Annotated in this window: 18 protein-coding genes and 1 other annotated feature (1 of these 19 only partly in view); of the genes, 3 read left to right on the top strand and 15 right to left on the bottom strand. The window is 47.6% G+C overall.

All coding sequences use genetic code 11. The annotated features are described in order from the left end of the window. Positions 1-54 precede the first annotated feature (54 nt). From M3661_RS03890 to M3661_RS03860, 7 genes are all read right to left on the bottom strand, one after another. Entirely contained in the window at positions 55-516 is a 462-nt protein-coding gene (locus tag M3661_RS03890) for an N-acetyltransferase (protein ID WP_251482517.1), read from the bottom strand. A 445-nt stretch (positions 517-961) separates the two neighbouring features. Continuing rightward, positions 962-2164, bottom strand: coding sequence for a radical SAM family heme chaperone HemW (gene hemW / locus M3661_RS03885; protein WP_251482514.1), 1203 nt, complete (start codon positions 2162-2164; stop codon positions 962-964). Positions 2165-2257: 93 nt separating this feature from the next. After that, positions 2258-4075: a translation elongation factor 4 gene (gene lepA / locus M3661_RS03880; protein ID WP_021256832.1), complete on the bottom strand. Its 1818-nt coding sequence runs from the start codon at positions 4073-4075 to the stop codon at positions 2258-2260. 126 nt (positions 4076-4201) lie between these two features. Further along, positions 4202-4675: a DUF3679 domain-containing protein gene (locus tag M3661_RS03875; RefSeq protein WP_251482509.1), complete on the bottom strand. Its 474-nt coding sequence runs from the start codon at positions 4673-4675 to the stop codon at positions 4202-4204. A gap of 18 nt (positions 4676-4693) precedes the next feature. Further along, entirely contained in the window at positions 4694-6043 is a 1350-nt protein-coding gene (locus M3661_RS03870) for a stage II sporulation protein P (RefSeq protein WP_251482506.1), read from the bottom strand. Between the two features lie 151 nt (positions 6044-6194). Beyond that, positions 6195-7955, bottom strand: a complete 1761-nt coding sequence (locus M3661_RS03865) for a sensor histidine kinase (protein ID WP_251482502.1) — start codon at positions 7953-7955, stop codon at positions 6195-6197. Further along, positions 7952-8737 carry a response regulator transcription factor gene (locus M3661_RS03860; protein ID WP_285852788.1) on the bottom strand — a complete coding sequence of 262 codons (786 nt, stop codon included), beginning with the start codon at positions 8735-8737 and terminating at the stop codon, positions 7952-7954. Before M3661_RS03860 ends, M3661_RS03865 begins: the two co-directional genes overlap by 4 nt. Positions 8738-8975: 238 nt before the next feature. Between M3661_RS03860 and M3661_RS03855 the strand changes: the two genes are divergently transcribed. Then, positions 8976-10007: a M23 family metallopeptidase gene (locus tag M3661_RS03855; protein WP_251482499.1), complete on the top strand. Its 1032-nt coding sequence runs from the start codon at positions 8976-8978 to the stop codon at positions 10005-10007. Between the two features lie 210 nt (positions 10008-10217). On the opposite strand, the gene gpr is transcribed toward M3661_RS03855, so the two are convergent. Next, complete coding sequence (gpr, locus tag M3661_RS03850; RefSeq protein WP_021256838.1) at positions 10218-11219, bottom strand: GPR endopeptidase; 1002 nt, start codon at positions 11217-11219, stop codon at positions 10218-10220. A 272-nt stretch (positions 11220-11491) separates the two neighbouring features. Between gpr and rpsT the strand changes: the two genes are divergently transcribed. Then, positions 11492-11764 (top strand): 30S ribosomal protein S20, encoded by a 273-nt coding sequence (gene rpsT / locus M3661_RS03845; protein ID WP_021256839.1) that lies wholly within the window; start codon positions 11492-11494, stop codon positions 11762-11764. 60 nt (positions 11765-11824) lie between these two features. On the opposite strand, the gene holA is transcribed toward rpsT, so the two are convergent. The 6 genes from holA to M3661_RS03815 all read right to left on the bottom strand — a co-directional run bounded on the left by holA (position 11825) and on the right by M3661_RS03815 (position 19237). Further along, the gene (gene holA, locus M3661_RS03840; protein ID WP_021256840.1) at positions 11825-12877 is read right to left on the bottom strand and encodes a DNA polymerase III subunit delta; all 1053 of its coding nucleotides are present in this window, start codon (positions 12875-12877) and stop codon (positions 11825-11827) included. A gap of 256 nt (positions 12878-13133) precedes the next feature. Continuing rightward, complete coding sequence (locus tag M3661_RS03835; RefSeq protein WP_065290466.1) at positions 13134-14456, bottom strand: anti-sigma factor family protein; 1323 nt, start codon at positions 14454-14456, stop codon at positions 13134-13136. Next, positions 14453-15001, bottom strand: a complete 549-nt coding sequence (locus M3661_RS03830) for an RNA polymerase sigma factor (RefSeq protein ID WP_021256842.1) — start codon at positions 14999-15001, stop codon at positions 14453-14455. The genes M3661_RS03835 and M3661_RS03830 overlap by 4 nt, the downstream gene beginning before the upstream one ends. Before the next feature lie 229 nt (positions 15002-15230). Then, positions 15231-17855 carry a ComEC/Rec2 family competence protein gene (locus M3661_RS03825; RefSeq protein WP_251482496.1) on the bottom strand — a complete coding sequence of 875 codons (2625 nt, stop codon included), beginning with the start codon at positions 17853-17855 and terminating at the stop codon, positions 15231-15233. A gap of 130 nt (positions 17856-17985) precedes the next feature. After that, positions 17986-18507: a deoxycytidylate deaminase gene (locus M3661_RS03820; RefSeq protein WP_021256844.1), complete on the bottom strand. Its 522-nt coding sequence runs from the start codon at positions 18505-18507 to the stop codon at positions 17986-17988. Between the two features lie 115 nt (positions 18508-18622). Further along, the gene (locus tag M3661_RS03815) at positions 18623-19237 is read right to left on the bottom strand and encodes a ComEA family DNA-binding protein (protein ID WP_175400470.1); all 615 of its coding nucleotides are present in this window, start codon (positions 19235-19237) and stop codon (positions 18623-18625) included. Between the two features lie 165 nt (positions 19238-19402). Here M3661_RS03815 and comER point away from each other — a divergent pair, with 165 nt between their 5' ends. Then, positions 19403-20248: a late competence protein ComER gene (gene comER / locus M3661_RS03810; protein ID WP_021256846.1), complete on the top strand. Its 846-nt coding sequence runs from the start codon at positions 19403-19405 to the stop codon at positions 20246-20248. Here the strand turns inward: comER and leuS are convergent. After that, complete coding sequence (gene leuS / locus M3661_RS03805; protein ID WP_065290462.1) at positions 20229-22679, bottom strand: leucine--tRNA ligase; 2451 nt, start codon at positions 22677-22679, stop codon at positions 20229-20231. The genes comER and leuS overlap by 20 nt on opposite strands. 104 nt (positions 22680-22783) lie before the next feature. Next, positions 22784-22834, bottom strand: a binding site (T-box leader) (it continues 179 nt past the right edge of the window).

Below are 22834 nucleotides of genomic sequence, written 5' to 3'. Positions count from 1 at the left end.
CTTTTGCACCTGATTTAGGGCCTCAAATGCAACCACTTCCGGATATTCACCAAGTCATTCCAACACCTTCAGCACTGCGATCTCATCACAGCAATGGAGCTTGCTGCAATGAATGCAATCCGTCCATACCTTCTCTGGGAAGATCTCTTTTTCTACAATATCAAAGCCATTTTTCTGAAAGAACTTCGATTCATAGGTTAAGGCCATAACTTTGGGGATAGCTCGCGCCTTTGCTTCTATTAGCAGTTCATCCACTAGCATCGTTCCGATGCCTCTCCCTTTAAAATCAGGCGATATGCCCAATGAGCGAATTTCAACCAAGTCTGCTCCAAGCTGGCAGAGCGAGCCGCAGCCAATTAGCTCCCCTCCCCATTCGGCAACGACAAAATGCTCAATCTGCTTCGCCAGTACCTCTCTGGAACGAGGAAGCATAATTCCTTGCTGTGCATAAAATTGAATAAGCTCTGCCAGTGATTCAATATCGTTCTCATCTGCCTTGCGAATCGTTGCTACCATAAGTATAGTCCCTCCAACCCAATCTCTATATATGGATGTACATCTCTGTTCGACTCCAAAATATGTACGTATTAATATACAACCAACTGCATATATTATCAAGACTATTTTTACCTGCTTCTTCCTTATGTGTAACCGCCATATTAGCGACTTCAAGCAACATCATGTCCATTACTCTTTATGTAAAATACGTAAACGAAGAGAGGCCTGAGCAGATTCTAGATGATACCTCTACAGACATAGCTACTATTACAGGCAGGCACCATATCGGAATTATTCCTTCTCTTTTTACAACAAATAAAAAAAACGAGCAAGAGAAACAAATCCATGTTCTCAAGCTCGTTTTATCTATCATTGTATCTATTACTGTACCTACTACAACAGTACATAACCAATTGTGATACCGTTGCCCGTTTAGAGACCAGCCATCCTTATCGTCGCACTGTTATTCTTTCGCAGTGAGTGTACCTACAAACTCTCCGAACACATTATTGCCAAACAGCAGTCCTTGCTCCGTCAAACGGTATCCGTCATCTGTAGCTTCGATTAACCCCTGTTTCAACAGTCGGCGAATCGGATCAGAGAATACTTTATCCAGCAGCGCCCCATTGAACTGCGTCGCGAAGCGTGTGCTGCTCACACCCTCCAGCAAGCGAAGACCAACCATCATGAAGTCCTCCATCGCTTCACTCTCTTCAATGGTGAACGAATCGAGTCTCGGCAAGCTCTGCTTGCAGGCCTCCACATAGGGATTAACGCCTTTAATGTTCAGATGGCGTCCCCGATTCACATAACCATGCGCACCTGCGCCAATGCCATAGTAATCCTCATTGCGCCAGTAGACGGTGTTATGACGGCTCTCATAGCCAGGCTTCGCAAAATTACTGATCTCATATTGCTCATATCCAGCTGCCTTCATCCGATCCATAATGAGCATATACATATCCAGCTCATCCTCTTCGCTAGGCAGCGGAAGCTCATTGCGATGGTACATGGCATGGAACAAAGTGTTCTCTTCTACCTTCAGGCTGTATATCGACAAATGAGGCAAATTCAGCTCCAATGCCTTCGTCACACTATGATCGAGCATTTCGACCGTCTGATTCGGCAAGCCGAACATCAAGTCGATGGACATATTGCTGAAGCCCGCCTTATGCGCATTCTCAATACTGCGATACACATCATCCGTATTATGAATGCGGCCAATGCCATGAAGAAGGTCGTTATTAAACGACTGAACCCCGAAGCTGATCCGGTTCACTCCTCCGTCTCGCATCGCCCGTAGCTTGTCTAAATCCGTCGTACCCGGGTTCGATTCCATGCTGAACTCAATCGAGGGACTCCAGTTCGGAAATGCCTTACGAACGGATTCCAAGAAGTAAGACATTTGATCTGGCGTCAAGACCGTTGGGGTACCGCCGCCTACAAATATCGTATCAATGACGCCTGGAGGATACTGCTCCACTGTATATGCCATCTCCTGCTCCATCGCCCGCAAATAATCCATAACAGGCTGTCCTTTCAGTACGTAGGAGTTAAAGTCACAGTAATGGCATTTGTTCGTACAAAATGGAATATGAATATATACCGCGCGTGGAGCACGTGCCGGTATTGATGCTTGCTCTGGTGAAGGTTGATTCGCCGGCATGGCGAGACCCTCCTTTCATGGCTGTATGACACCAGCCTATCTATAATAATGATCTTTCTAAAAAAGAGGAGGCGTTCCGCCCCCTCCCCCGAATTAATTATCGTCGATTTTCAATACGGCCATGAACGCTTCCTGCGGCACCTCAACGCTGCCGACCTGCTTCATGCGCTTCTTCCCTTCCTTCTGCTTCTCAAGAAGCTTCCGCTTACGGGAAATATCGCCGCCGTAACATTTCGCGAGAACATTTTTACGCATTGCCTTAACCGTTTCACGCGCAATAATCTTCGTTCCGATAGACGCCTGCACTGGTACCTCGAACATTTGACGCGGAATCAGTCCACGCAGTTTCTCACAGATGAGTTTACCACGATGGTAGGCACGATCCTTGTGCACGATAACAGACAGCGCATCGACTTGCTCGTTGTTAAGCATGATGTCCATCTTCACAAGATTAGACCTGCGGTAACCGGACAATTCATAGTCGAAGGATGCATATCCTTTTGTGCTTGATTTCAATTGATCGAAGAAGTCATATACGATCTCCGACAATGGAATTTGATACGTAATCGTTACCCGAGTCGTATCCAGATACTGCATATCCACGAAATCACCGCGTTTGCCTTGGCACAGTTCCATAATCGCTCCGACGAAATCGTTAGGAACGATAATAGATGCTTTGACATAAGGCTCTTCTACAAAATCGATCTTGCCCTGCTCTGGATAATTCGACGGGTTATCGATGTCTAGAGAAGTGCCATTCGTCAACGTAACGCGATAGATAACGCTTGGTGCTGTCGTAATGAGCGGAATATTGAATTCACGCTCAATTCTCTCCTGGATGATCTCCATATGCAGAAGACCAAGGAAGCCACAGCGGAAACCAAAGCCAAGCGCTGAGGAAGTTTCCGGTTCGAATGTAAGAGACGCATCATTCAATTGCAGCTTCTCCAACGCATCCCGCAGATCGTTATAATCCGATGTTTCGATCGGATACAAGCCGCAGAATACCATTGGATTGATCCGACGGTAACCTGGAAGCGGCTCCAGAGTCGGCTTCTTCGCATCCGTGATCGTATCACCGACACGAGTATCCCCTACATTTTTAATACCGGCTACAACAAAGCCAACATCGCCAACATTAAGTTCATCGACAATTGACATGCGCGGCTTGAACGCACCAACCTCGATAACTTCAAATGTCTTATCCGTTGCCATCATTTTAATTTTGCTGCCCGCGCGAATTGCACCGTCGATAACGCGAACGTACACGATTACGCCTTTATACGGGTCATAATGGGAGTCGAAGATAAGCGCCTTAAGCGGCTCTTCTGGATCCCCTGTTGGAGCAGGCACCTTCTGCACCACTTGCTCCAAAATTTCCTTAATTCCGATACCTGCTTTGGCAGAAGCATGAACCGCCTCAGAGCAATCCAGACCGATAACTTCTTCGATCTCCTGCTTCACACGGTCAGGCTCTGCACTTGGAAGGTCAATCTTATTAATAACCGGGATGATCTCCAGGTCATTATCTAGCGCCAAATATACGTTCGCCAGCGTCTGAGCCTCAATCCCTTGCGCAGCGTCTACAACGAGCAAGGCGCCTTCACAAGCAGCCAAGCTGCGAGATACTTCGTACGTGAAGTCGACGTGTCCCGGTGTATCAATCAGGTTCAGGATATACTCTTCACCGTCATCTGCTGTGTAGTTCAAGCGCACAGCCTGCAATTTAATGGTAATCCCACGCTCACGCTCCAGATCCATTTGATCGAGTACTTGAGCTTGCATTTCACGGGACGTTAACGCCCCGGTATATTCTAATATCCGGTCGGCGAGTGTTGATTTACCATGGTCAATATGTGCTATGATGCAAAAATTCCGAATTTTCTTTTGTCGTGACAGCAATTCCGTCATTCGATTTCAATACCCCCACCACTATGCCAAGATTCAATTTATTTATTATACCGGAATGACCCTCTAACAGCAATGGGGGCATGCAATCCTCTCATCCTGGTAACCTTTGAGGCACACAAATGTCGCTTAGAATAGTCCATTGAACAAGCCAACAACCGCTTGAATACCAGCTTGCGATGCACGCTGCAGCATACCTGCCGTCTTGTCCGCCAATTGATTCACAGTAGCATCTTTTACTGGAGGAAGAGGCGCTACATTCGTATTGTTGATATCAATTTCATGATTATTCGCCGTATTACGCTCGGTATCTGCTGATGTATTACGATACTCTTCTATAGGAGTGGATTCATTAACTGTCAAACGCGAGTTGTCTTTAGCGGCAGCGTCTTCGTTCATTCGGCGGTTATCCGTCGGCAGATTGTCTCGATTCGAATTAGCCCTGGAATATCGTTCAGTCGACTCTGGGGCGCTTGTTATGCGGGATGGATTGATCGGGCCATATATGCGCTCAATCCCCGAAGTAGTGATTTCCATGCCGATAAATACACCAAGCGTTAGCAATACCACGATGCCGATCAGTTGTTTCATAAACCGTGTCATGCAAGCGCCCCCCTTGGGTTATCCCTTCGTCCCCACAGATTTCGACTGCGTTTTACCCATCACTGTTTTGCCGACATTTTTCCCGTTCGTTGGATTTGGAATTGGCTTATTGACTGGTTTGGCATCCTTTTTCTTCTGGACAATGTCTGCGATATAATCAGCTAATATGTCAGCAGTTCGGTATAATTCCTCCATTGTGTTATCCACACCGCCAACTTCAATAACGACACTATTTGGTGAAAGCGATTGATTATACTCTCCATTGCCTTGTAATGCAGTCTTGCCGAATATTCCCCGGGAAATCCCTGGGTAGTTCTTCTCGAGACGTTCATGGATCTCATTCGCAAACTGCTCATTCTTCTTCCAATTTGGATTTAAGTGTCCGATTATAAAATAAACCCTTGCATAATCCTTCCCATTAATGGTTACAGTGGATTCCTTGCGTCTATTCGAATCCCGATGAATGTCGAAGAAAAATTGCAGTTCCTGATTCGCGCTCATTGCCTGCTTCACCGTCTGCTTCGAATACTTATAGGACATGTTCCAGTTGTAGCCCTCTACACTTGAAGAATAGTCTTTGTTAGAATGGGAAGCTCCAATTCCTCTCTTCTCCAGTTGCTCCTGCAGACGCTTGCCAACAAGCGTAATATTCTTCTTGGGATCATTCGGATTGCTGCTTTCTTTTTTTAACAAAGGATTGAAGGATTCACGGTTATGAGAATGATAGATGAACACAACCTTGCGTAAATTCGAGTTTCCTTCTGTTTGCGTGGGAGAATCCCCTTTATCTGTTCCTGGTTTTGTTGGTGGCTCTGTGGACTTAGGCGGTTCTTCTGTCCCATTATCGTTCTCGTCTATAACTTCACCATGCGTCACATCTTGTGGAGGCTCTCCGCCATGCTCACCCTGTGCATTCCCACCTTTGTCTAAGGACGTTGGATAATCCTGCGGTTCGATGCCTGTCTGATTGCCAATACTTAGACGAAGTGGAATTGCGGCATCTCTATTAATCCCTGGCACTTCACCAGCTAGCAGCGTTTTTGGGTCAAGCGGATTCACGTTCGTTGCAAGTCTTACAAGGAACTGAGCCACTTGATTGCGTGTGAGTGTGGCCTCCCCCTCCCCTTGTGGAAGACTCGGCATCTCCAAGGCCATCATGTCTACGAAGAATCGTGTCGAGAGCTGTGCTGCAATACCCTTCATGGAAGACAATGGAGAGGAATTCAGCTTATTCTCCGCCATCCCTCCTAGACCTAATACGATAAAAAACATGGCCGTTCCGATAGACAACAATGCAAACGTCCGCCCCATGACAAGCGCCTGCAGCCATTTCCGCTTCCACTTTCCTACATTAAATGTCCGAAACATGTGCTGTCCTCCTTCATCCGTATCCCCTCTCAGCTCAGCTAAGGATGATTCATCTAAGAGAGTACGTTTACTAGAATCTATGAGGACAATCTATGAAATAGAACAATTAATAAATGTAAAATAAGCAACATAAGCATTATAACAATAGACTCTATGAGTCTACCGAAGCTGGGAAAGTGAAAATGATAGATGTCCCCTCGCCAAGTATGCTTCTGGCTATCACCGTACCCCCATGCAATTCTGCCAACTGTTTAGCAATCGCCATCCCCAATCCCGACCCGCGTACAGATTCATCCGTAGCAGTCCCTCGATAATAACGATTGAAAAGGTTTGATAAAGTCTGCTCGTCCATCCCATTCCCATCATCAAAAAACATTACCTCTAGTTCTTGCTCCTTACGGGTTACCTGTACATGCAGCTTCGTCTCCGGCGGATTATGCAAGAAGACGTTTGCACATACATTATCGATCATTCTCCGGAAATAACGCGGATCTAGCGAGAATAGAACCTCTTCTTCTGGCATCGAGCAGACGATACGTTCGGTCGCATTTTCGGGCAGCGGCTGCAAATGTCTCAATTCTTCTCGGAGCCACTCCCGCAAATCCACGATTTCCAACTGCAAGGGGAGACTCCCGCTTTGAAGTCGATAGGTTAAATTCAGCTCTTGAATAAGCTCATCCATTACCTCTGCCTTCTGTTTCATCATATTTGCGAATTCGGCGATTTCTTGCTCTGACCATTTATATTGAGGGGCATTTAAGAGATGCGCATATCCTATAATGGATGCAAGCGGTGTTTTCATATCATGCGAGATGCCCGCGAGCCATTCTTCCCTCAGTCTCTCATTCCCCTTCCGCGCTTCATCCGCTTCCTGCAAACGCTGGGCCATGCGTTCTAGCGCATGAATCACATCCCCATAAATCCGATAGTTCCGTTTCCATTTGCCATTGGACTTCTGCGAACGAGGGATTCCACGCGCGTTTACTGGCTCCTTATAATTCCCGATCTGGATCTGCCCCGTCCAATTCATAATATGCTGGAGCGGTCTAGCAAGCCGGGCACTCTGCCACCATGCCATTCCAATAAAGACAAGCACCATTAGTACAATGACAGCCGATACGGCTATCCAAATTAATTGGGTGCTGCTGTTCACTGTGATCCCTGCGACACGGATCGATGACTCCGATGAAATATGAGGGCGGTACAGCAGCCATGTTTCCTTCGTCCCCGGTTCATAGCGGTAGGATAGATTCCAGCCATATCGTTCAGGATACGCATTACGAAGACTAATATCGTATGCGGCATACTGTGAGATCCCTTCTTTTGGCTTGCGCCATGATTGCAGTTCTCTACCATTCGCATTAATATGCTGAACCCAGGCTTTTTCTTCAAGCAGCATCTTGTCAGCCTCTGCAAAAGCCTGCTCCGTCCCCTTCGCTCTGGCAGCCAGCCATCGTTCAAGCAATATGTCTTTGGAGGAATCGACACCAAATAATACGGTGATCATATGGTTATTAATAGTTGTTACATAGACGCCTAAATGATAAGGAAAAGGAACAGTCTTCTCCGAGTAGGCAGTAATCTCCCCAGTCGCATAATGTTTCGGAACATCCGGCGGTACTTGATATGACTTGATTACGTCTCCCTTCTCATTCACAATTTGCAGCCATCCTCCGCTTGTATTGACACGATTCAGCAATTCTTCATCCCATGTAACGCTACCTTGATCATCAATCGAGATTGAATTGGATACGAACCCCCACCCATTACCCATAAAATTACGATTAAGTTCAAGCTCATTCATCCGATCGACCATCCAGCCGAAGGTAATCAACACGAAGAACAGCAAAATTACCCCAATCAATATCCATTGACCACCATAATGCCACGCCAAACGCTTCCCCGTCTTCATCTGTTGTCTCCCTGTGCGTATATTGGCTCTGATTGATCATCCTCTTCCTTCTCAGGCGGGACAAGCTTGTATCCTAGTCCTCGAACCGTGACCAGCAGACGCGGATTGCTCGGTTGATCCTCAATTCGCTCCCGTATTCGGTGAATGTGAACCATGACCGTGTTATCATCGCTGAGCGAATTATACCCCCATACTCGCTCATACAATTCAGATTTCGAGAAAATCCGATTCGGGTGTTCGCAAAAGAACAACAGTAATTGAAATACCATTGCCGGACACTCCGTAACTTTCCCCCGAACACGAAGCTCTCCTGCAGCCGCATCAAGCTGGAAGTCACCATAGCGGTATATCCGCTTCACCTCCGGGAAAGCAGTAGCAATTGAAGGCTCTGACTTCATCTTATTCGTCATATAACGCTTCAACAATGCTTTGGCTCGAGCAGCCAGCTCCAATGGATTGAACGGCTTCGTGACATAGTCATCGCCACCAAGCGCAAACCCCGTTAACTTATCCAAATCCGTCACTCTTGCTGTCACAAATATAATTGGGGCATCACACTTCTGGCGGATAAAAGGAGCGATATCAAAACCGCTCTTCCCCGGCAGCATCACATCCAATATGATTAGATCCGTTTGTGAATTATCGATACATCGGATTGCCTCTTCCCCCGTCGAGACACAAGTTATGTATTCCATGCCTTCCTTTTGCAGCACTGCTTGAACCATCTTGCTCAGCGCGAGTTCATCCTCAACGATGAGAATGCGTGCCTCTTGCAAATTCATATCCTCCATCTCCCATTCACTGTGAGATTTATATTTCTATCCTACTTTTTGTGCCCATTGTATCACACCGTTCTGTCCCCTTTATCACCGCTTTCTTAACGCAACCTTAACTCTATAGGCAGAATGGCTTCAAAATTAAGAAACATATGATCTTCCGTTTTCCTTCTGTTCAGCTTCGCATTTTACAATAGCAATAAAAGGCGAGCTTTATTTTATTAAAATAGGGAGGATGAAAACGATGAGAGCACCCCAACGAAAAGTTGCTTTACTGACCGCCTGCATCGCAACGAGCCTGATTGTAGCATTGCCTGCACAAGCTGAACAAAAAACAGGAGGCACAGCCGAGATTGAGAAGTCCGTAACTGGACAGATCGTATCCGTACAACCAGAAACAGCTAATAAACTAACAGCTGAACTGGTCTCAACATGGATCCAAGAACGAAATGGCTCGCAATTGTACCGCTATTTGTCCACGGAACTGAAACAAGCAATACCGGAAGGCTATCTTCCGAAGCTGATTCAAGCACTATGGAAAGAGGGCGAGCGTCCTACCCTTGTCGCCCACAAGAGCTTCAGTGGTATTGAATCCTATGTATGGACAGATGCAACCGGGCTGCGAGGAGTTCAAACAGGGATAGCGGGCAATCAAATCGTAACATTACAAATGTACCCGCTTCACAAATGGGAGTCTGATCTTCATCCAACCAAACAAGCCTATAAGCCACCATTTGTGGGACAATGGTTTGTGCTCTGGGGCGGCAATAATGAGTTCTTAAACTATCATTACGAATCATTGGGACAGCGGTATGCTTATGATCTGATTATGGAGCGTGATGGAGTCAGCTACAAAGGCGATCCGACGAAAAATGAAAGCTACTACGCATTTGGCCAACCAGTCGTAGCTCCGCGAGACGGAACAGTCGTCCGGGTTGAGAACAATGTTGCAGACAATAGTCCTGTTGGCGTCATGAATGAGAAAGAAATGGCGGGGAATTACGTGGTCATTGATCATGGCAACGGGGAATACAGCATGCTTGCTCATTTCAAAAAAGGCAGTGTTGTTGTCAAAAAGGGCGACGTTGTCAAGCAAGGCCAACTGCTAGGAGAGTGCGGCAATTCAGGCAATTCAAGCGAACCGCACATCCATTTCCAAGTATCAGATACACCACAGTTTGAAGAGGGCATGTCGATCCGCATTCGTTTTGAAGGCGGGATTGACCCTGTGTACGGCCAAACGATTACAGGCCAAAGCGGCGTCGCAACGAAGTAAGCACTTACGAATGATCACTTATTCCTTTATATTAGGTAACTTCTATGAAATGAGATATCGTTTCTTCATAGAAAGAGAGTAACTAATAGGATCGTCAGAGAACAAGCGAAAAGATCGAGTGCAGGCACACTGAGCAGGCCAGAACTCGATCTTTTTCGTTATTGTCGTGGCGTTATTCCATTGCATAACCGCGTCATATTTATGGATAACTTAATGCGTATACGCATTCACATTCTCCGTATCGACTGCATCATGCAGTGCAGCATTCAACCCACTCGCAATAATATTCGCCATATCCTCCATGAATTCGTCCACTTCCTTCGGCGTAACGACCAAATCATGGCCTAGCGGCTCCAGTACTTCCTTGACAAGCATTAACCGTTCCTGTTCGTTAATATCGTCCAGCATGCCAAGGATTTCTCTCGTCTGATTCGTTTCCTGCTTGAAATGCTCCTTCATATAATCAATTGCATTATTCACAATCGTGGATGCATAGCAGACAGTTGGCACCCCTATTGCTATACACGGTATGCCAAGAATGTCCTTCGTCAATCCACGTCGCTTATTACCTACACCGGAACCTGGGTGGATACCGATATCTGCAATTTGGATGGTCGTGTTCACTCGCTCGAGCGCCTTGGACGCCAATGCATCTATCGCAATGATGACATCAGGCTTCGTCCGTTCTACAATCCCCTGTACAATTTCGCTTGATTCAATCCCTGTTACTCCAAGTACTCCAGGTGCAACTGCACTTACCTCTCGGTACCCGGGACTTACTTGATCCGGCATAATTTCGAAGTAATGCCGAGTAACAAGTACGTTCTCAACGACAAGAGGGCCAAGCGCATCCGGCGTGACATTCCAGTTGCCTAGACCAACAATGAGCGCCTTGGAGTCTTGATTCACCCCGACCTCTGCCAAAAACCCTTCGAACAACTGTGCGAATTTGGTTGCCACTCGATCCTGCAGCTGACTATCCTTGCGCCGCAAACCCGGTACTTCAATCGTAATATATCGTCCTGGGAGACGGCCAATGGCTCGTGATCCTTCCTCGGTCTGAACATGAATCTTCGTTACTTTAATCCCGCGAACATCCTCCACTTCTTCGGATACCCCAGGTATTGGAATTGCACTGTCCGGCTGAGCAATTTCTCTCGATTCTAATGCTAAGTCGGTTCGAACTGAATAAGATTTCAAATCTGCTGTCATGGTAAACGCCTCCCGCTACGCACATCATTTTCTAACGTATATTTTGCGCACAGACGCATTTCTTATACGAATCATGATGTAAGCTAAAGCCAACCGTGACAGAGCTTTGAACGTTCCTTATCCATCGTTCGTGTATTCCGATACCAACATGGTAAATGTATTGCTTTTTAAGTTGTGGCGTGATAGAATACTTTAAGTTGTGAATCTATTTTTCTTATGAACGAGGGAATTGGATTCTGTTGTCGCACTACGATGCAACGGAGGTGAAATCAATGCCAAACATTAAATCCGCTGTTAAACGCGTTAAAACAAACGACAAGCGCCGTCTGTTGAACGCTTCCCAAAAATCAGCACTTCGCACAGCTGTTAAAGCTGCTGACACTGCTTTGGCGAACAACGAAGCAGAAACAGCTAAATCTGCTGTCGCTTTGGCTTCCAAGAAATTGGACAAAGCAGTGACAAAAGGCTTGGTACACAAAAACGCGGCTGCCCGCAAAAAGTCTCGCTTGGCGACGAAATTGAACGCTCTGCTTGCACAAGCGTAAGCTGGAGCCTTTTCATACTTAGCTAGAAGCGAAGAAACCAGAAGATGAACGCCTCGGCGTTCATCTTCTGGTTTCTTTTTGTATTCTTGCTATTCCTTTGGACATCCGCATAATGAAGAGCTCCAAGCCAAGTACCTTCTCTACTCGGCCTGACTTCATTTCATAGTCGAGTTCTGCCGCCTCCGCTATCCATTGCGTCAGCTTATTTCCATCATAGTCACGCGCTTGCTCGTAAGCCATTTTGACGGCGTATGGATGCAGCCCAAGTTGGGAAGCTGCCTGCTGCTGACTGAAGCTGCGGCTCGTCAGTTCCTTCACCTGTACCATAATCCGCAATTGCCGTACGATAAGCGCCATAATCTTAATAGGCTCTTCTTTTTGCTTCAACAATTCATGCAGAGTATCAAGCGCCTGATCCGCTCGCCGTTTGATAATATCCTCAACAAGCTGAAATACATTCTGTTCTGTGTTCTTGGCAATCAAGGAGTGGATGGTCTCTACCACAACCGTTCCGCCTCTCCCTGTGAACAGGCAGCACTTCTCAATTTCAGCCGACAATGTCTGCAAATTCGTCCCTGCACTGTTCAGAATTGCACGGATAGCCTCATCCTCGATCGAGCACTCATGCTTCTCCGCTTCCTTGCGAACCCACATCGTCAACTCGTCTGCGCTAAGCGGCAGGAAAGGAAGCACTGCTCCAGCTGTCTTGGCTTTCTTAACCGTCTTCTTCCGTTCATCCAGCTTGTCCGCCTGCACGAGAAATACAACAATGCTCGTGTCCATTGGATTATCCATATACTCAAGCAATCGCTCCGTCTGATGCTCAATCTTGCCATCCTTCCCAGATGCGAATACTGTCGAATCCTTCACCAGAATACATTTGCGCGGAACTAGAAACGGCATCGTCTCCGCCTCTGCAACGACTGCCTCAACCGGGTGTTCCGAAGTATCCATCTTCATAATGGCTAATTCACGATTATCTTCTCCGACTGCATGCTCTATTAAGAATTGTACGAACTCCTGAATCCGATATTTTTCAGTACCGTACAGAATATAGATAGGGCGCGGAAAGCCGCGCTTAATTTCCTTGACGGCTGCTTTAATATCTACCAAATTGCTAGCCTCCCCTTACGATATAACGAACCTCATCATAGCAGACTTTGACACAAAAACAAAGGGACTGGCACAACATCACTGTTGCGCGAGTCCCTTTGTCCCCTAACATCTATAATAAACATTTGCCACGAAGCTCTAGAAACTCCGCACAAATGGTCATTCGACGTACGGGAAAGCATTCTGTCTTCTTGATACCATACTATACGCAAGGACGTAACAATGTGTGCATGATAGCCCTGCATGTAAGCCCTTTTTATTTCGATTGTTGAATTGATCCTTGAATGACTTCTTTCTCCGCTGAATTGCCTGCGTCCACAATCGGCTCGAGCGCATCATTCTTCAGTTCATACTGGAGCTTACTCGACTTCCCATCCTCTCCGGATGCGACAACTGTCAGCTTCGAGCTGTCTGCCGACCAAATCAGCTCAGATGGCTTCTCTGCTACAGCAATCGTCTGCAGCTTCGTTCGCTCCTGACCATTTAGCTTATAGAGCAGCAGCTGTCCATTGTCCCATGTCGCCATAAGGCTGCCGTTCGGTGCCGTCGCTTCGGCTACAGATGTAATAGAAGGGCCGACAAAGGAATTAATTTCCTTCTGTTCTGGCATCTTATTGCTTCCATCCTTCTGAGGCTCTTTCGGCGGCTCTTCTGCTAGAACCTGTTCTGTATCCTTCTGCTGTGGATCCTTCTTCGCATCTTGTTTCTGCCCATCTTGATTTGGCGGCTGTTTGTCTGCATCCGGTCTTGTTCGCGTCTGTCCACCTGCCACAGAACGATCTGCTGAAACTGTCTCCTGATCCTTCTTAGGATGAGAAGTGCTTTCTTTCGGCTCCACATCCTTCGGTGTCGGAATGCCGATCTTCTGTTGGGATGAGTCTTTCATTTCCTTCTGTCTATCTTGAGTAGACTTCTCCTTATCCGCTTCTCCCGTTTCCTCTGTTGTCGCATATGAAGAAGGTTCGGTTGAATTGTTCTGTGGATCGTTATTCGACGGTTTTTCCTTCATCGGAGAGCTAGATTCGGATTTCGTAACTTGAGAACTATCGGATTTGTCTGCAGTCTCGGTCTTCATGAGCTGCTCGTTCCTAAGCTCACTAAACTCGCCAGCCTGTTCCTCTGTAGGCGGCTTGAAGTTGACAATAAATAGACCAAGCACAAGCCCTGCTGCGATGACAGCGCTGGTCGCACGCCAGCGGATTCGTTCGAACCAACGTTGCTGAGTTGATTGAGGCGTCGCAGTTCCCTTGACGATACGCGGCTTGATAGGCGATCCAGTTGCTGCATGGCCCGCTGACACAGCCTCTTGCGGATATGCTTCTGCATTTGGTTCGACCGCAGCTAGCTGCTCATCTCGATCAATGATATCCAGCGCTGGCATAATTGCATCAACTAGGCTGAATTTCGGCTCGACCTTAGGCAGCTGAACTAATTCCGTATGGAGCCGTTCCAATCGCCTAGCCATCTCACTGCAGGCGGGGCAATGGTTAATATGCTCAGTCAGAAGGTGCTGTTCCGAATCATTCAAGTCTCCATCCAATTTCCGCTGCATAAGTTCCATCACCTCTGAACAGTTCATCCTCGCACACCACCTTTCTCGTAATCTTGCAGCATAGTCTGCAGCTGTTGTCTGGCGCGGAATAGATATGATTTCACCGTATTGAGAGGCAAATTCAAGCTATCAGCAATTTCGTTATACGAGAAATCTTGCAAGTAGCGAAGAACAACGACAGCACGGTGATGTTCCGGCAGTTGGTCAATCGCTTCTCGTATATCCTGCGCTGCATGGGAGGATAGGACATCCCTCTCTACGCTTTCATTGCCAAGGAATGTGAGATTATGCTCCTCTATCGATACAGTCGGCTTCGTGCGGCGGAATTTGTCGATGCAAATATTCGTCACGATGCGCTGTACCCAAGTCTTGAACTGTGCTTTCTCCTCATACGATTGAATTTTAGTATATATCCGGATTAAGGCCTCTTGGGACGCGTCCAGTGCATCCTGCTCATTATTCAGTATGTAATAAGCAGTTCGATACACATATTGTTCGATTTCCCGCAAAAGAGTGATAAGCGCGTCTCTATCGCCAGACTGAGCGGATCGAATGAGTCCTGGCTCTACCACCTTGATCCCCCTCTCTTGCATATCCATTGACGTGAGAACGTCTGAAATGGTTGCAGATGATCGTTACCAATTTGTAGAATAATTTTAATACATAAAATTCCCTTCAATAATTCAAGATTAGCATAGCAAAAAACACCCTGAAAAGCATATCAAAATGTAATGAAACTTAAAAAATAGAAGAAAGATACAGGAAAAAGAGCACGTCTCGTGACGTGCTGTCTGTTCCATTCTATAAATGTATCCTATCACGCTTCGCCCTCACCTTCAAACCACTAGACGTCAGCTTGAATTGGATCTCCCCTTCTATATCTGTTCGTTTCACAGGAACCTTCCCATCATGCAGCGTTTCCAGCACTTTCGGATGAGGGTGTCCATATCGATTATTGCGCCCTGCCGATATGACCCCTATCTGGGGCTTCCATTGCTCAAGCCATTCAGGTGTAGTAGAGGTTTTGCTTCCGTGGTGAGCCACCTTCAAGACGTCGATAGACTTCGATCGCTGGAATGAAACACGCTCGAGCATCTGCCTCTCCCCATCGGCTTCCAGATCTCCTGTAAGCATGAATACTGCCTGCTTCCTACTTGTTGGATGGGTAAGTGTCAATTGGACGACAAGGGAGGCCTCGTTCTGATTGTCTTGAAAGTCGAGGGTAGAACCATCCGTCGAAGGATAAGGATACATCACCTCTAAGGAGCTCCACGAATCTAGCTCCCATCGCTGGCCTGCTTCCCATTTGCGAATAGGGATCCCTTGATCAATCGCAGTGCGGTATAGACTGTTCATCGAGGCGGAATACTTCCATGTCCCGTTCATAATGAACTGCTTCACCGGGATATGCTTCAGTACAGCTTGCAATCCCCCAGCATGGTCTTGATCGGCATGCGTTAACAGAACAGCATCCAATTCTCTGATGCCTCTCTGCTTCAACAACGGAACAACTACCTTCTCCCCTACCTCAAAGGGCACTCTGCGTTCCCGCCAGCGATCTTCTGGCTTGCGAAAATTCACAGTACCCCCGCCATCAATAAGCATGTGTTTGCCCGAAGCCGTCGAGATTAAGATGCTGTCACCCTGACCGACGTCGATAAAACTAACAACTGCATCATTCGAACGCCCCATGGAATATCCTTGCAGCACGATGAACCCGAGCAAGCAAGCGGCTGCAAGCGCAATTGCTCCTCTATATCGATATCCGCCTACCGGGAGCTGGATAAAATCGAGCGGTTGTGTATCATCAGCATGGTTCAAATTATGCCCTCGATCTCTTTCTCTGCGGTTAATCTGCCTCGCATCCCACCAACGCCGAACAGAAGTCAGCGCCAAGGCGAATCCGAGATAGTAAAGAGCGATCCACCATAATGGAGGGGTCGGCCATATGATCGTAGCACCTTCCATTTGTGCCAGCCAATACACTAGTTGGAACGTAACCTCATTCAACCGTTCAACAAGCCAAACGATCGGTACTGCCGCAGGTTCATATAGTGAACCGACAATCAACGATACTGAGCCAATTGGAAGCACAACAACGCTGACGAGGGGGGCAATAACAAAATTAGCCAAAAAGGACAACAGCGAAAATTGATTAAAGTAATAGACGGTAAGAGGCAGCGAAACAGCTTGTGCAACCAGTGTAACCGAGAGCGAACTGGCCAATGTCCGCGGCAAAGAAGCCATTAGCCTCATAGCGAGGGGGACAAATAAAATCAGCCCAGCCGTGACAATAAAAGACAATTGAAATCCGACCTGCAGTACATAACGAGGCTGCCATACCGCCATGAAAATGAAGGCAGCTGCCAGAAGATGCAGCCCATCCTTCAACCAGCCTCTCTTCGCCCCATAAAGGGCTAGGAAAGCCATCATACCTGCACGAATAACCGATGGCGACGCCCCCGTCAACAATACATACATGGGGATGAACCCCATCGTGATCGATATGCCCGTCTCCTTCGTCATGCGCAGCAATCGGAAGAGATACAATAGAGCACCGATAAGTACACCTACGTGCAATCCAGATATGGCGAGTATATGGGTAAGTCCCAACTGCGAGAACTGTTGATAAATATCCGGATCCATATCTCCCCGTGTTCCCAGGATAAGCCCTTGCATATAGCCGCTATGAGGCTGCTTGTACATATGCTCCAATATCGCTGCCAGACGCTCCCTGCCTTGATCCACATATGCCAGCATTCGATTCCACATGATAGTAGGTGCATAGGAAGAGATCGTCTCAAGTGCTGTATGCGAGGTCATTTGCTGTAAACCCGACACCCTTAACAACCAGTCGATTTGTAAAGTATGTAAATAGTCTCTGTAGCTGAATCCACCAAAGTTCCCCGCATCGCCGGGGACCTCAAGCTTACCTTGTATACGTACCAATTGCCCTCGGTTCCATTGATGCACCTGTTGCAGTTCCTGCTTACTAGAAAGCTTGATTTGAACTAGCAGCGTCTCCCTTACACTTTCCATTTGCTTCATTTCTGGAGTTCTCCAGCCTGTAACTCCGAATTGGAACTGCATCCGATCTCCGTCCTGCTCTGGCGGGGTTAGGATCACCCCTTCCCATTCTCCATTCACTTCCTGTACCTGATCTACATAAGAACTAACTCCCTCATACGACCAGACACTATCTCCACTGTTCACCGTCAACTGATAATAGAGTACAGCCATAAGCAGCAGCAGCGCATACAAGACTGCTTGCATACGTCTGCACCAGCCTCCTATGACACAAAGCGGCAATACTAGCACAATTCCGAGAGCTGCAATCCAAGCCTCTCCATTCGAGAGAACTGCGCTTAGATGGAAGCCTCCGGCCATCATACAGGCAGCCACAACCAACGGTCGACGTGCCAGCATACCATCCCCCCTACCCATACACAAAAAACCTCCATACTCGCCAGCACTGTTCGTTTCGCATTTAAATGCGAAACGAACAGTGCTGCTTGAGCACAGAGGTTCTTCCTCATCCCTATTCAGAACGATACATTTATTCGCTAACTTCATCCATTACCGACTCTGCCGGCGGATGATAATGATCAAGTTGACGGAACACAATTCCTTTATGCTCCATCATCGCAGCCACTTTATCGCTGTCCTTCAAATAAGGACGGTGATATACGATCTCGACAACACCACTATTGGCGAGCATATTGGCACATGTCCAACAAGGCTGATCCGTCACGTATACCGTAGATCCCTCTCTATCATTCCGATCCGTGAATAGCAGCAAATTCTGTTCTGCATGGATCGTGCGAATGCAGCGCTGCTTCTTAACCATCTGCGCTTCGCCGTCTACGACAACTTTCTCATATTGTTCTGCGATCATACAGCCAGCCTCACTGCAGTCAGGAATCCCCATCGGAGCGCCATTATAAGCGGTACCAAGCAGCTTCTTGCCCTGTACGAGCACAGCGCCCACATGCCGTCTTGGACAGCGCGAGCGAGTAGACACCATATAGGCAATATCCATAAAATACGTATCCCAGTCTTTGCGCATAGTCGTTGTCATAACTCCAATCCCCATTCTTCTGCCTTTGTCTATGTTGTGTATGTTACCCTTATTGTAAGCAGGCCTGCGCATTCATGCAACTAAAGACATCACAATGTTGCACATTTCACGCATTTTATTCCACACGTACCTGATCCCGGATCTTGGCCATCATCTTCTTGCCGATTCCCTTCACCTTCATCAGATCGTCAACGTGGCGGAAGGCTCCCTTCTTCTCACGGTATTCAATGATTGCTTTCGCTTTACTCGGTCCAATACCTGGAAGTGTCACCAGCGCAGATGCATCAGCTTCATTAATGTTGAGAAGTTGGGATACAGCTCCCTTAGCTCCCTTATTCCCAGCCGCACTGGAATGCTCCTTCTCCGTCTTAAGGACATCCGTTGAAGGAAGTAAACTGGCGGCCTCCGATTGTCCTCCCTTTCCCGTGTCAGCACCATCATCCTTATGGGCTACTGTCGATACGGAAGACTGCTGCTTGTTCTGTGCATGTTGTTCCGCAGCGGGAATCGACTTCGAAGACATCTTCGATTCCGTGATCTGGGCTTCCTTCCCTTCAGCAGCCATCATCGATTCAATCTCATCATTCAAATCCGTCCAAGTCCCTGCTTGCAGTGACCCTTGCGGCTTCACCCATATCCACATACAGATTGCAACACCGATTACTGCTAGACTCATTGCAATTAGCCAGCGCATTGGCAATGCTCCGGTCTTCCTCATTCCTTCTCTCATGTCACCACACCCTTCGTCAGCGAATGACGGCATAATGGTCAACCATGTCATCATATGGATCAATAAGCTTGATAAACTTGTGTTCATCACAAATGAATACGAAGTGAACATAATCACGTCCTACGACAACAGCGGAATAGGCAGAAGCAAAGGGAGGGAACGTACTTGAAAGTCGGGTTTATAGGTACGGGAAGCATGGGGTCTACGATCATTGAAGCACTTATTCAATCAGGTGCATTGGAACCATCTCAACTTATCGCAAGCAATCGCACGAGGAATAAAGTTCAACAGCTAGCTGCGCAATATCCTGGGCTGCAATTGGCCAGCAGCAATGTAGAAACTGTACAAGAAAGCGATATCGTCTTTTTATGTGTGAAGCCTTCAGAATTCAAAGCCGTTCTGAACGAAATCGCACAATATGTAAAGCCTTCTCTCATCGTTGTATCGATAACGAGTCCAGTGCTCATTAGCCATTTGGAGCGGCAGCTGTCCTGCAAGATAGCAAAAATTATACCAAGTGTTACGAATTATGTATGGAGCGGAGCATCCTTATGTATGTATGGAAGCAGAATTCAAACAGAAGACAGGCTGCTATTGGAACAGTTGATGATGTCCATTAGCCGTCCAGTTCAGGTATCCGAGCAGTATACGCGCATCACTTCGGATATCTCAAGCTGTGGGCCGGCATTTATCGCCTTTTTCGTGCAGAAATGGATAGAGGCTGCAGTTGAAGTTACAGGAATCGAAAGGAATGAGGCAGAGCGCCTGGCCAGCGAGATGCTGCTTGGTACTGGCAAGCTGCTAACGGAGGGAGGATTCAGCCTTGAGCACTTGAGACAGCGGGTAGCAGTCCCCGGCGGCATTACCGCCGAGGCGCTCCGTCTGTTGGATGGTGAGCTGGATGGAGTATTCCAGCAGCTCATTCAAGTCACCCATGCCAAATATGAGGAGGATCTACACAAGGTCGAATCCCAACTATTTGGCGAAGAACTTAACCGACCACAATGTTAACAAGTCTGCCTTTTACTGCGATGACTTTGCGAACCGTCTTGCCGGCGATGGCATCCTGAACGTTCGCGAGGGACATCGCTTTTTGCTGCATTGCTTCTTCGTCAGCATCTGCTGCTACATTTGCACGGCATACAATCTTGCCATTCACTTGAATAACAATTTCTGCTTCCGCATCAACTGTAAGCGACTCATCATAAGTCGGCCACGCAGCGTACGTAATCGACTCTTGGTAGCCAAGACGCTGCCACAATTCTTCCGCGATATGTGGCGCGAGCGGTGCCAGCAATTGAACGAAGTTCTCCATCGCTTGGCGTGGAAGAACCTCCGTCTTATACGCCTCATTGATGAAGATCATTAATTGGCTGATTGCCGTATTGAAACGGAATCCTTCGATGTCTTCCGTCACCTTCTTGATGGTCTTGTGCCATGTACGAACGAAGGCCGGATCTGTTCCATCCGTTCCGTTAGCAATCTTGCTGTTCAGGGCTCCTGTCTCCTCGTTAATGAACAAGCGCCAGATGCGGCTCAAGAATCGGTAGCTTCCTTCTACACCATTCGTGTTCCATGGCTTCGTCGCTTCCAGTGGACCCATGAACATTTCATAAATGCGCAGCGTATCGCCGCCGAACTCGTTCACAATATCATCTGGATTGATGACATTGCCGCGGGACTTAGACATTTTCTCGCCATTTGTACCAAGGATCATCCCTTGGTTAACAAGCTTCTGGAATGGCTCCTTCGTATCTACGACACCAAGGTCGAACAATACCTTGTGCCAGAAGCGCGCATACAGCAAGTGAAGAACCGCATGCTCAACGCCTCCAATGTACAAATCAACTGGAAGCCATTTCTTTTGCTTCTCTTTTGAGCAGATTTCATCGTTATTGTGCGGATCGATGTAGCGCAGGTAGTACCAGCTGCTTCCCGCCCATTGCGGCATTGTATTCGTTTCACGGCGAGCCTTCATACCCGTCTCTGGATCAACTGTGTTCACCCATTCGTCTACATTCGCTAGCGGAGATTCTCCAGTTCCTGATGGACGAATCTGATCGACATCCGGCAGTGTAAGCGGAAGTTCGGATTCCGGTACAGGCTTCATTGTTCCGTCTTCCAGATGAAGAATTGGAATCGGCTCTCCCCAGTAGCGTTGACGGCTGAACAACCAGTCGCGCAGGCGATACGTTACCTTGCCTTCGCCCTTGCCTTCTGCTTCAAGCCATTCAATCATGCGCGCCATTGCAGCCGCATTGTCCATTCCGTTCAGGAATTCTGAATTCACATGAGCTCCATCGCCGGAATATGCTTCTTCCTGTACATTGCCGCCTTCAATCACTTCGATGATCGGCAGGTCAAATTGCTTCGCGAATTCCCAGTCGCGCTGATCATGTCCAGGAACAGCCATAATTGCACCTGTACCGTATCCAGCAAGCACATAATCCGAGATCCAGATTGGAAGCTTCGCTCCATTCGCCGGGTTCACCGCATAGCTGCCTGTGAATACACCCGTCTTATCCTTCGCCAAATCCGTACGCTCCAGATCGCTCTTGCGTGCCGCCTGCTCTTGATATGCCTTCACAGCAGCTTGCTGTTCAGCTGTCGTGATGCGTTCGACAAGCTCATGCTCAGGAGCCATGACACAGTAAGTTGCACCGAACAGCGTATCTGGACGAGTTGTAAATACAACCAGTTCCTCTTCGTGACCGTCGATAACAAAGCGAACTTCAGCTCCCTTGGACTTCCCAATCCAATTGCGCTGCATGTCTTTCAAGCTCTCCGGCCAGTCAAGCTCATCCAGATCTTGCAACAAACGCTCTGCATACTCCGTAATCTTCAATACCCACTGGCGCATTGGCTTACGAATAACTGGGTGGTTACCACGCTCCGAACGGCCATCAATGACTTCCTCATTCGCAAGTACTGTACCGAGAGCTGGACACCAGTTAACAGGAACTTCTGCAACGTAAGCGAGTCCTCTCTTGTACAACTGAATAAAGATCCACTGCGTCCACTTGTAATATTCCGGATCAGTCGTGCTGAACTCGCGATCCCAATCATAAGAGAAGCCCAATGACTTGATCTGACGACGGAAGTTGTCGATATTCTTCACCGTGAATTCACGCGGATGCTGTCCCGTATCGATCGCATATTGCTCAGCTGGAAGGCCGAATGCGTCCCATGCCATCGGATGAAGGACATTGTATCCTTGCATGCGCTTGTAACGAGACATGATATCTGTAGCCGTATATCCTTCCGGGTGTCCTACATGAAGTCCGGCGCCAGATGGATATGGGAACATATCCAGTGCATAGAAATTCGGCTTGTTCTCATCTTCTGTCGTTGCAAATGTCTTATGTTCATCCCAATAGGATTGCCATTTCGGCTCGATCTGCTGCGGCACGTAACCGTGCGGCTGCTTCGCTTCTTGACTCATGCTTACTCCTCCTACGATGCCCAGACGGCTGCTCGCGCATGTCCGTCATACTTGTGGCAATGAATAAATGTGATTAAAAAAGCCTCCCATCCTTAGCGATAATCGCTAGGGACGAGAGGCATTATTCCCGTGGTACCACCCTAGTTAGCGGACAG

Origin of the sequence: Paenibacillus sp. MER 180 (assembly GCF_023713665.1) — a bacterium.
GTDB lineage: Bacteria > Bacillota > Bacilli > Paenibacillales > Paenibacillaceae > Paenibacillus_B > Paenibacillus_B suaedae.
This window is presented reverse-complemented; position numbering and strand designations above follow the sequence as displayed.

What these genes read in the sequence shown, in the direction of transcription:
- lepA (WP_021256832.1), bottom strand. Translation starts at nt 4,075, where the DNA reads ATGACGGAATTGCTGTCACGACAAAAGAAAATTCGGAATTTTTGCATC.
- M3661_RS03820 (WP_021256844.1), bottom strand. Translation starts at nt 18,507, where the DNA reads ATGACAACGACTATGCGCAAAGACTGGGATACGTATTTTATGGATATT.
- M3661_RS03875 (WP_251482509.1), bottom strand. Translation starts at nt 4,675, where the DNA reads ATGACACGGTTTATGAAACAACTGATCGGCATCGTGGTATTGCTAACG.
- leuS (WP_065290462.1), bottom strand. Translation starts at nt 22,679, where the DNA reads ATGAGTCAAGAAGCGAAGCAGCCGCACGGTTACGTGCCGCAGCAGATC.
- gpr (WP_021256838.1), bottom strand. Translation starts at nt 11,219, where the DNA reads ATGACAGCAGATTTGAAATCTTATTCAGTTCGAACCGACTTAGCATTA.
- M3661_RS03815 (WP_175400470.1), bottom strand. Translation starts at nt 19,237, where the DNA reads ATGAGAGAAGGAATGAGGAAGACCGGAGCATTGCCAATGCGCTGGCTA.
- M3661_RS03870 (WP_251482506.1), bottom strand. Translation starts at nt 6,043, where the DNA reads ATGTTTCGGACATTTAATGTAGGAAAGTGGAAGCGGAAATGGCTGCAG.
- rpsT (WP_021256839.1), top strand. Translation starts at nt 11,492, where the DNA reads ATGCCAAACATTAAATCCGCTGTTAAACGCGTTAAAACAAACGACAAG.
- M3661_RS03865 (WP_251482502.1), bottom strand. Translation starts at nt 7,955, where the DNA reads ATGAAGACGGGGAAGCGTTTGGCGTGGCATTATGGTGGTCAATGGATA.
- M3661_RS03855 (WP_251482499.1), top strand. Translation starts at nt 8,976, where the DNA reads ATGAGAGCACCCCAACGAAAAGTTGCTTTACTGACCGCCTGCATCGCA.
- M3661_RS03835 (WP_065290466.1), bottom strand. Translation starts at nt 14,456, where the DNA reads ATGAACTGTTCAGAGGTGATGGAACTTATGCAGCGGAAATTGGATGGA.
- M3661_RS03860 (WP_285852788.1), bottom strand. Translation starts at nt 8,737, where the DNA reads ATGAATTTGCAAGAGGCACGCATTCTCATCGTTGAGGATGAACTCGCG.
- M3661_RS03890 (WP_251482517.1), bottom strand. Translation starts at nt 516, where the DNA reads ATGGTAGCAACGATTCGCAAGGCAGATGAGAACGATATTGAATCACTG.
- hemW (WP_251482514.1), bottom strand. Translation starts at nt 2,164, where the DNA reads ATGCCGGCGAATCAACCTTCACCAGAGCAAGCATCAATACCGGCACGT.
- M3661_RS03825 (WP_251482496.1), bottom strand. Translation starts at nt 17,855, where the DNA reads ATGCTGGCACGTCGACCGTTGGTTGTGGCTGCCTGTATGATGGCCGGA.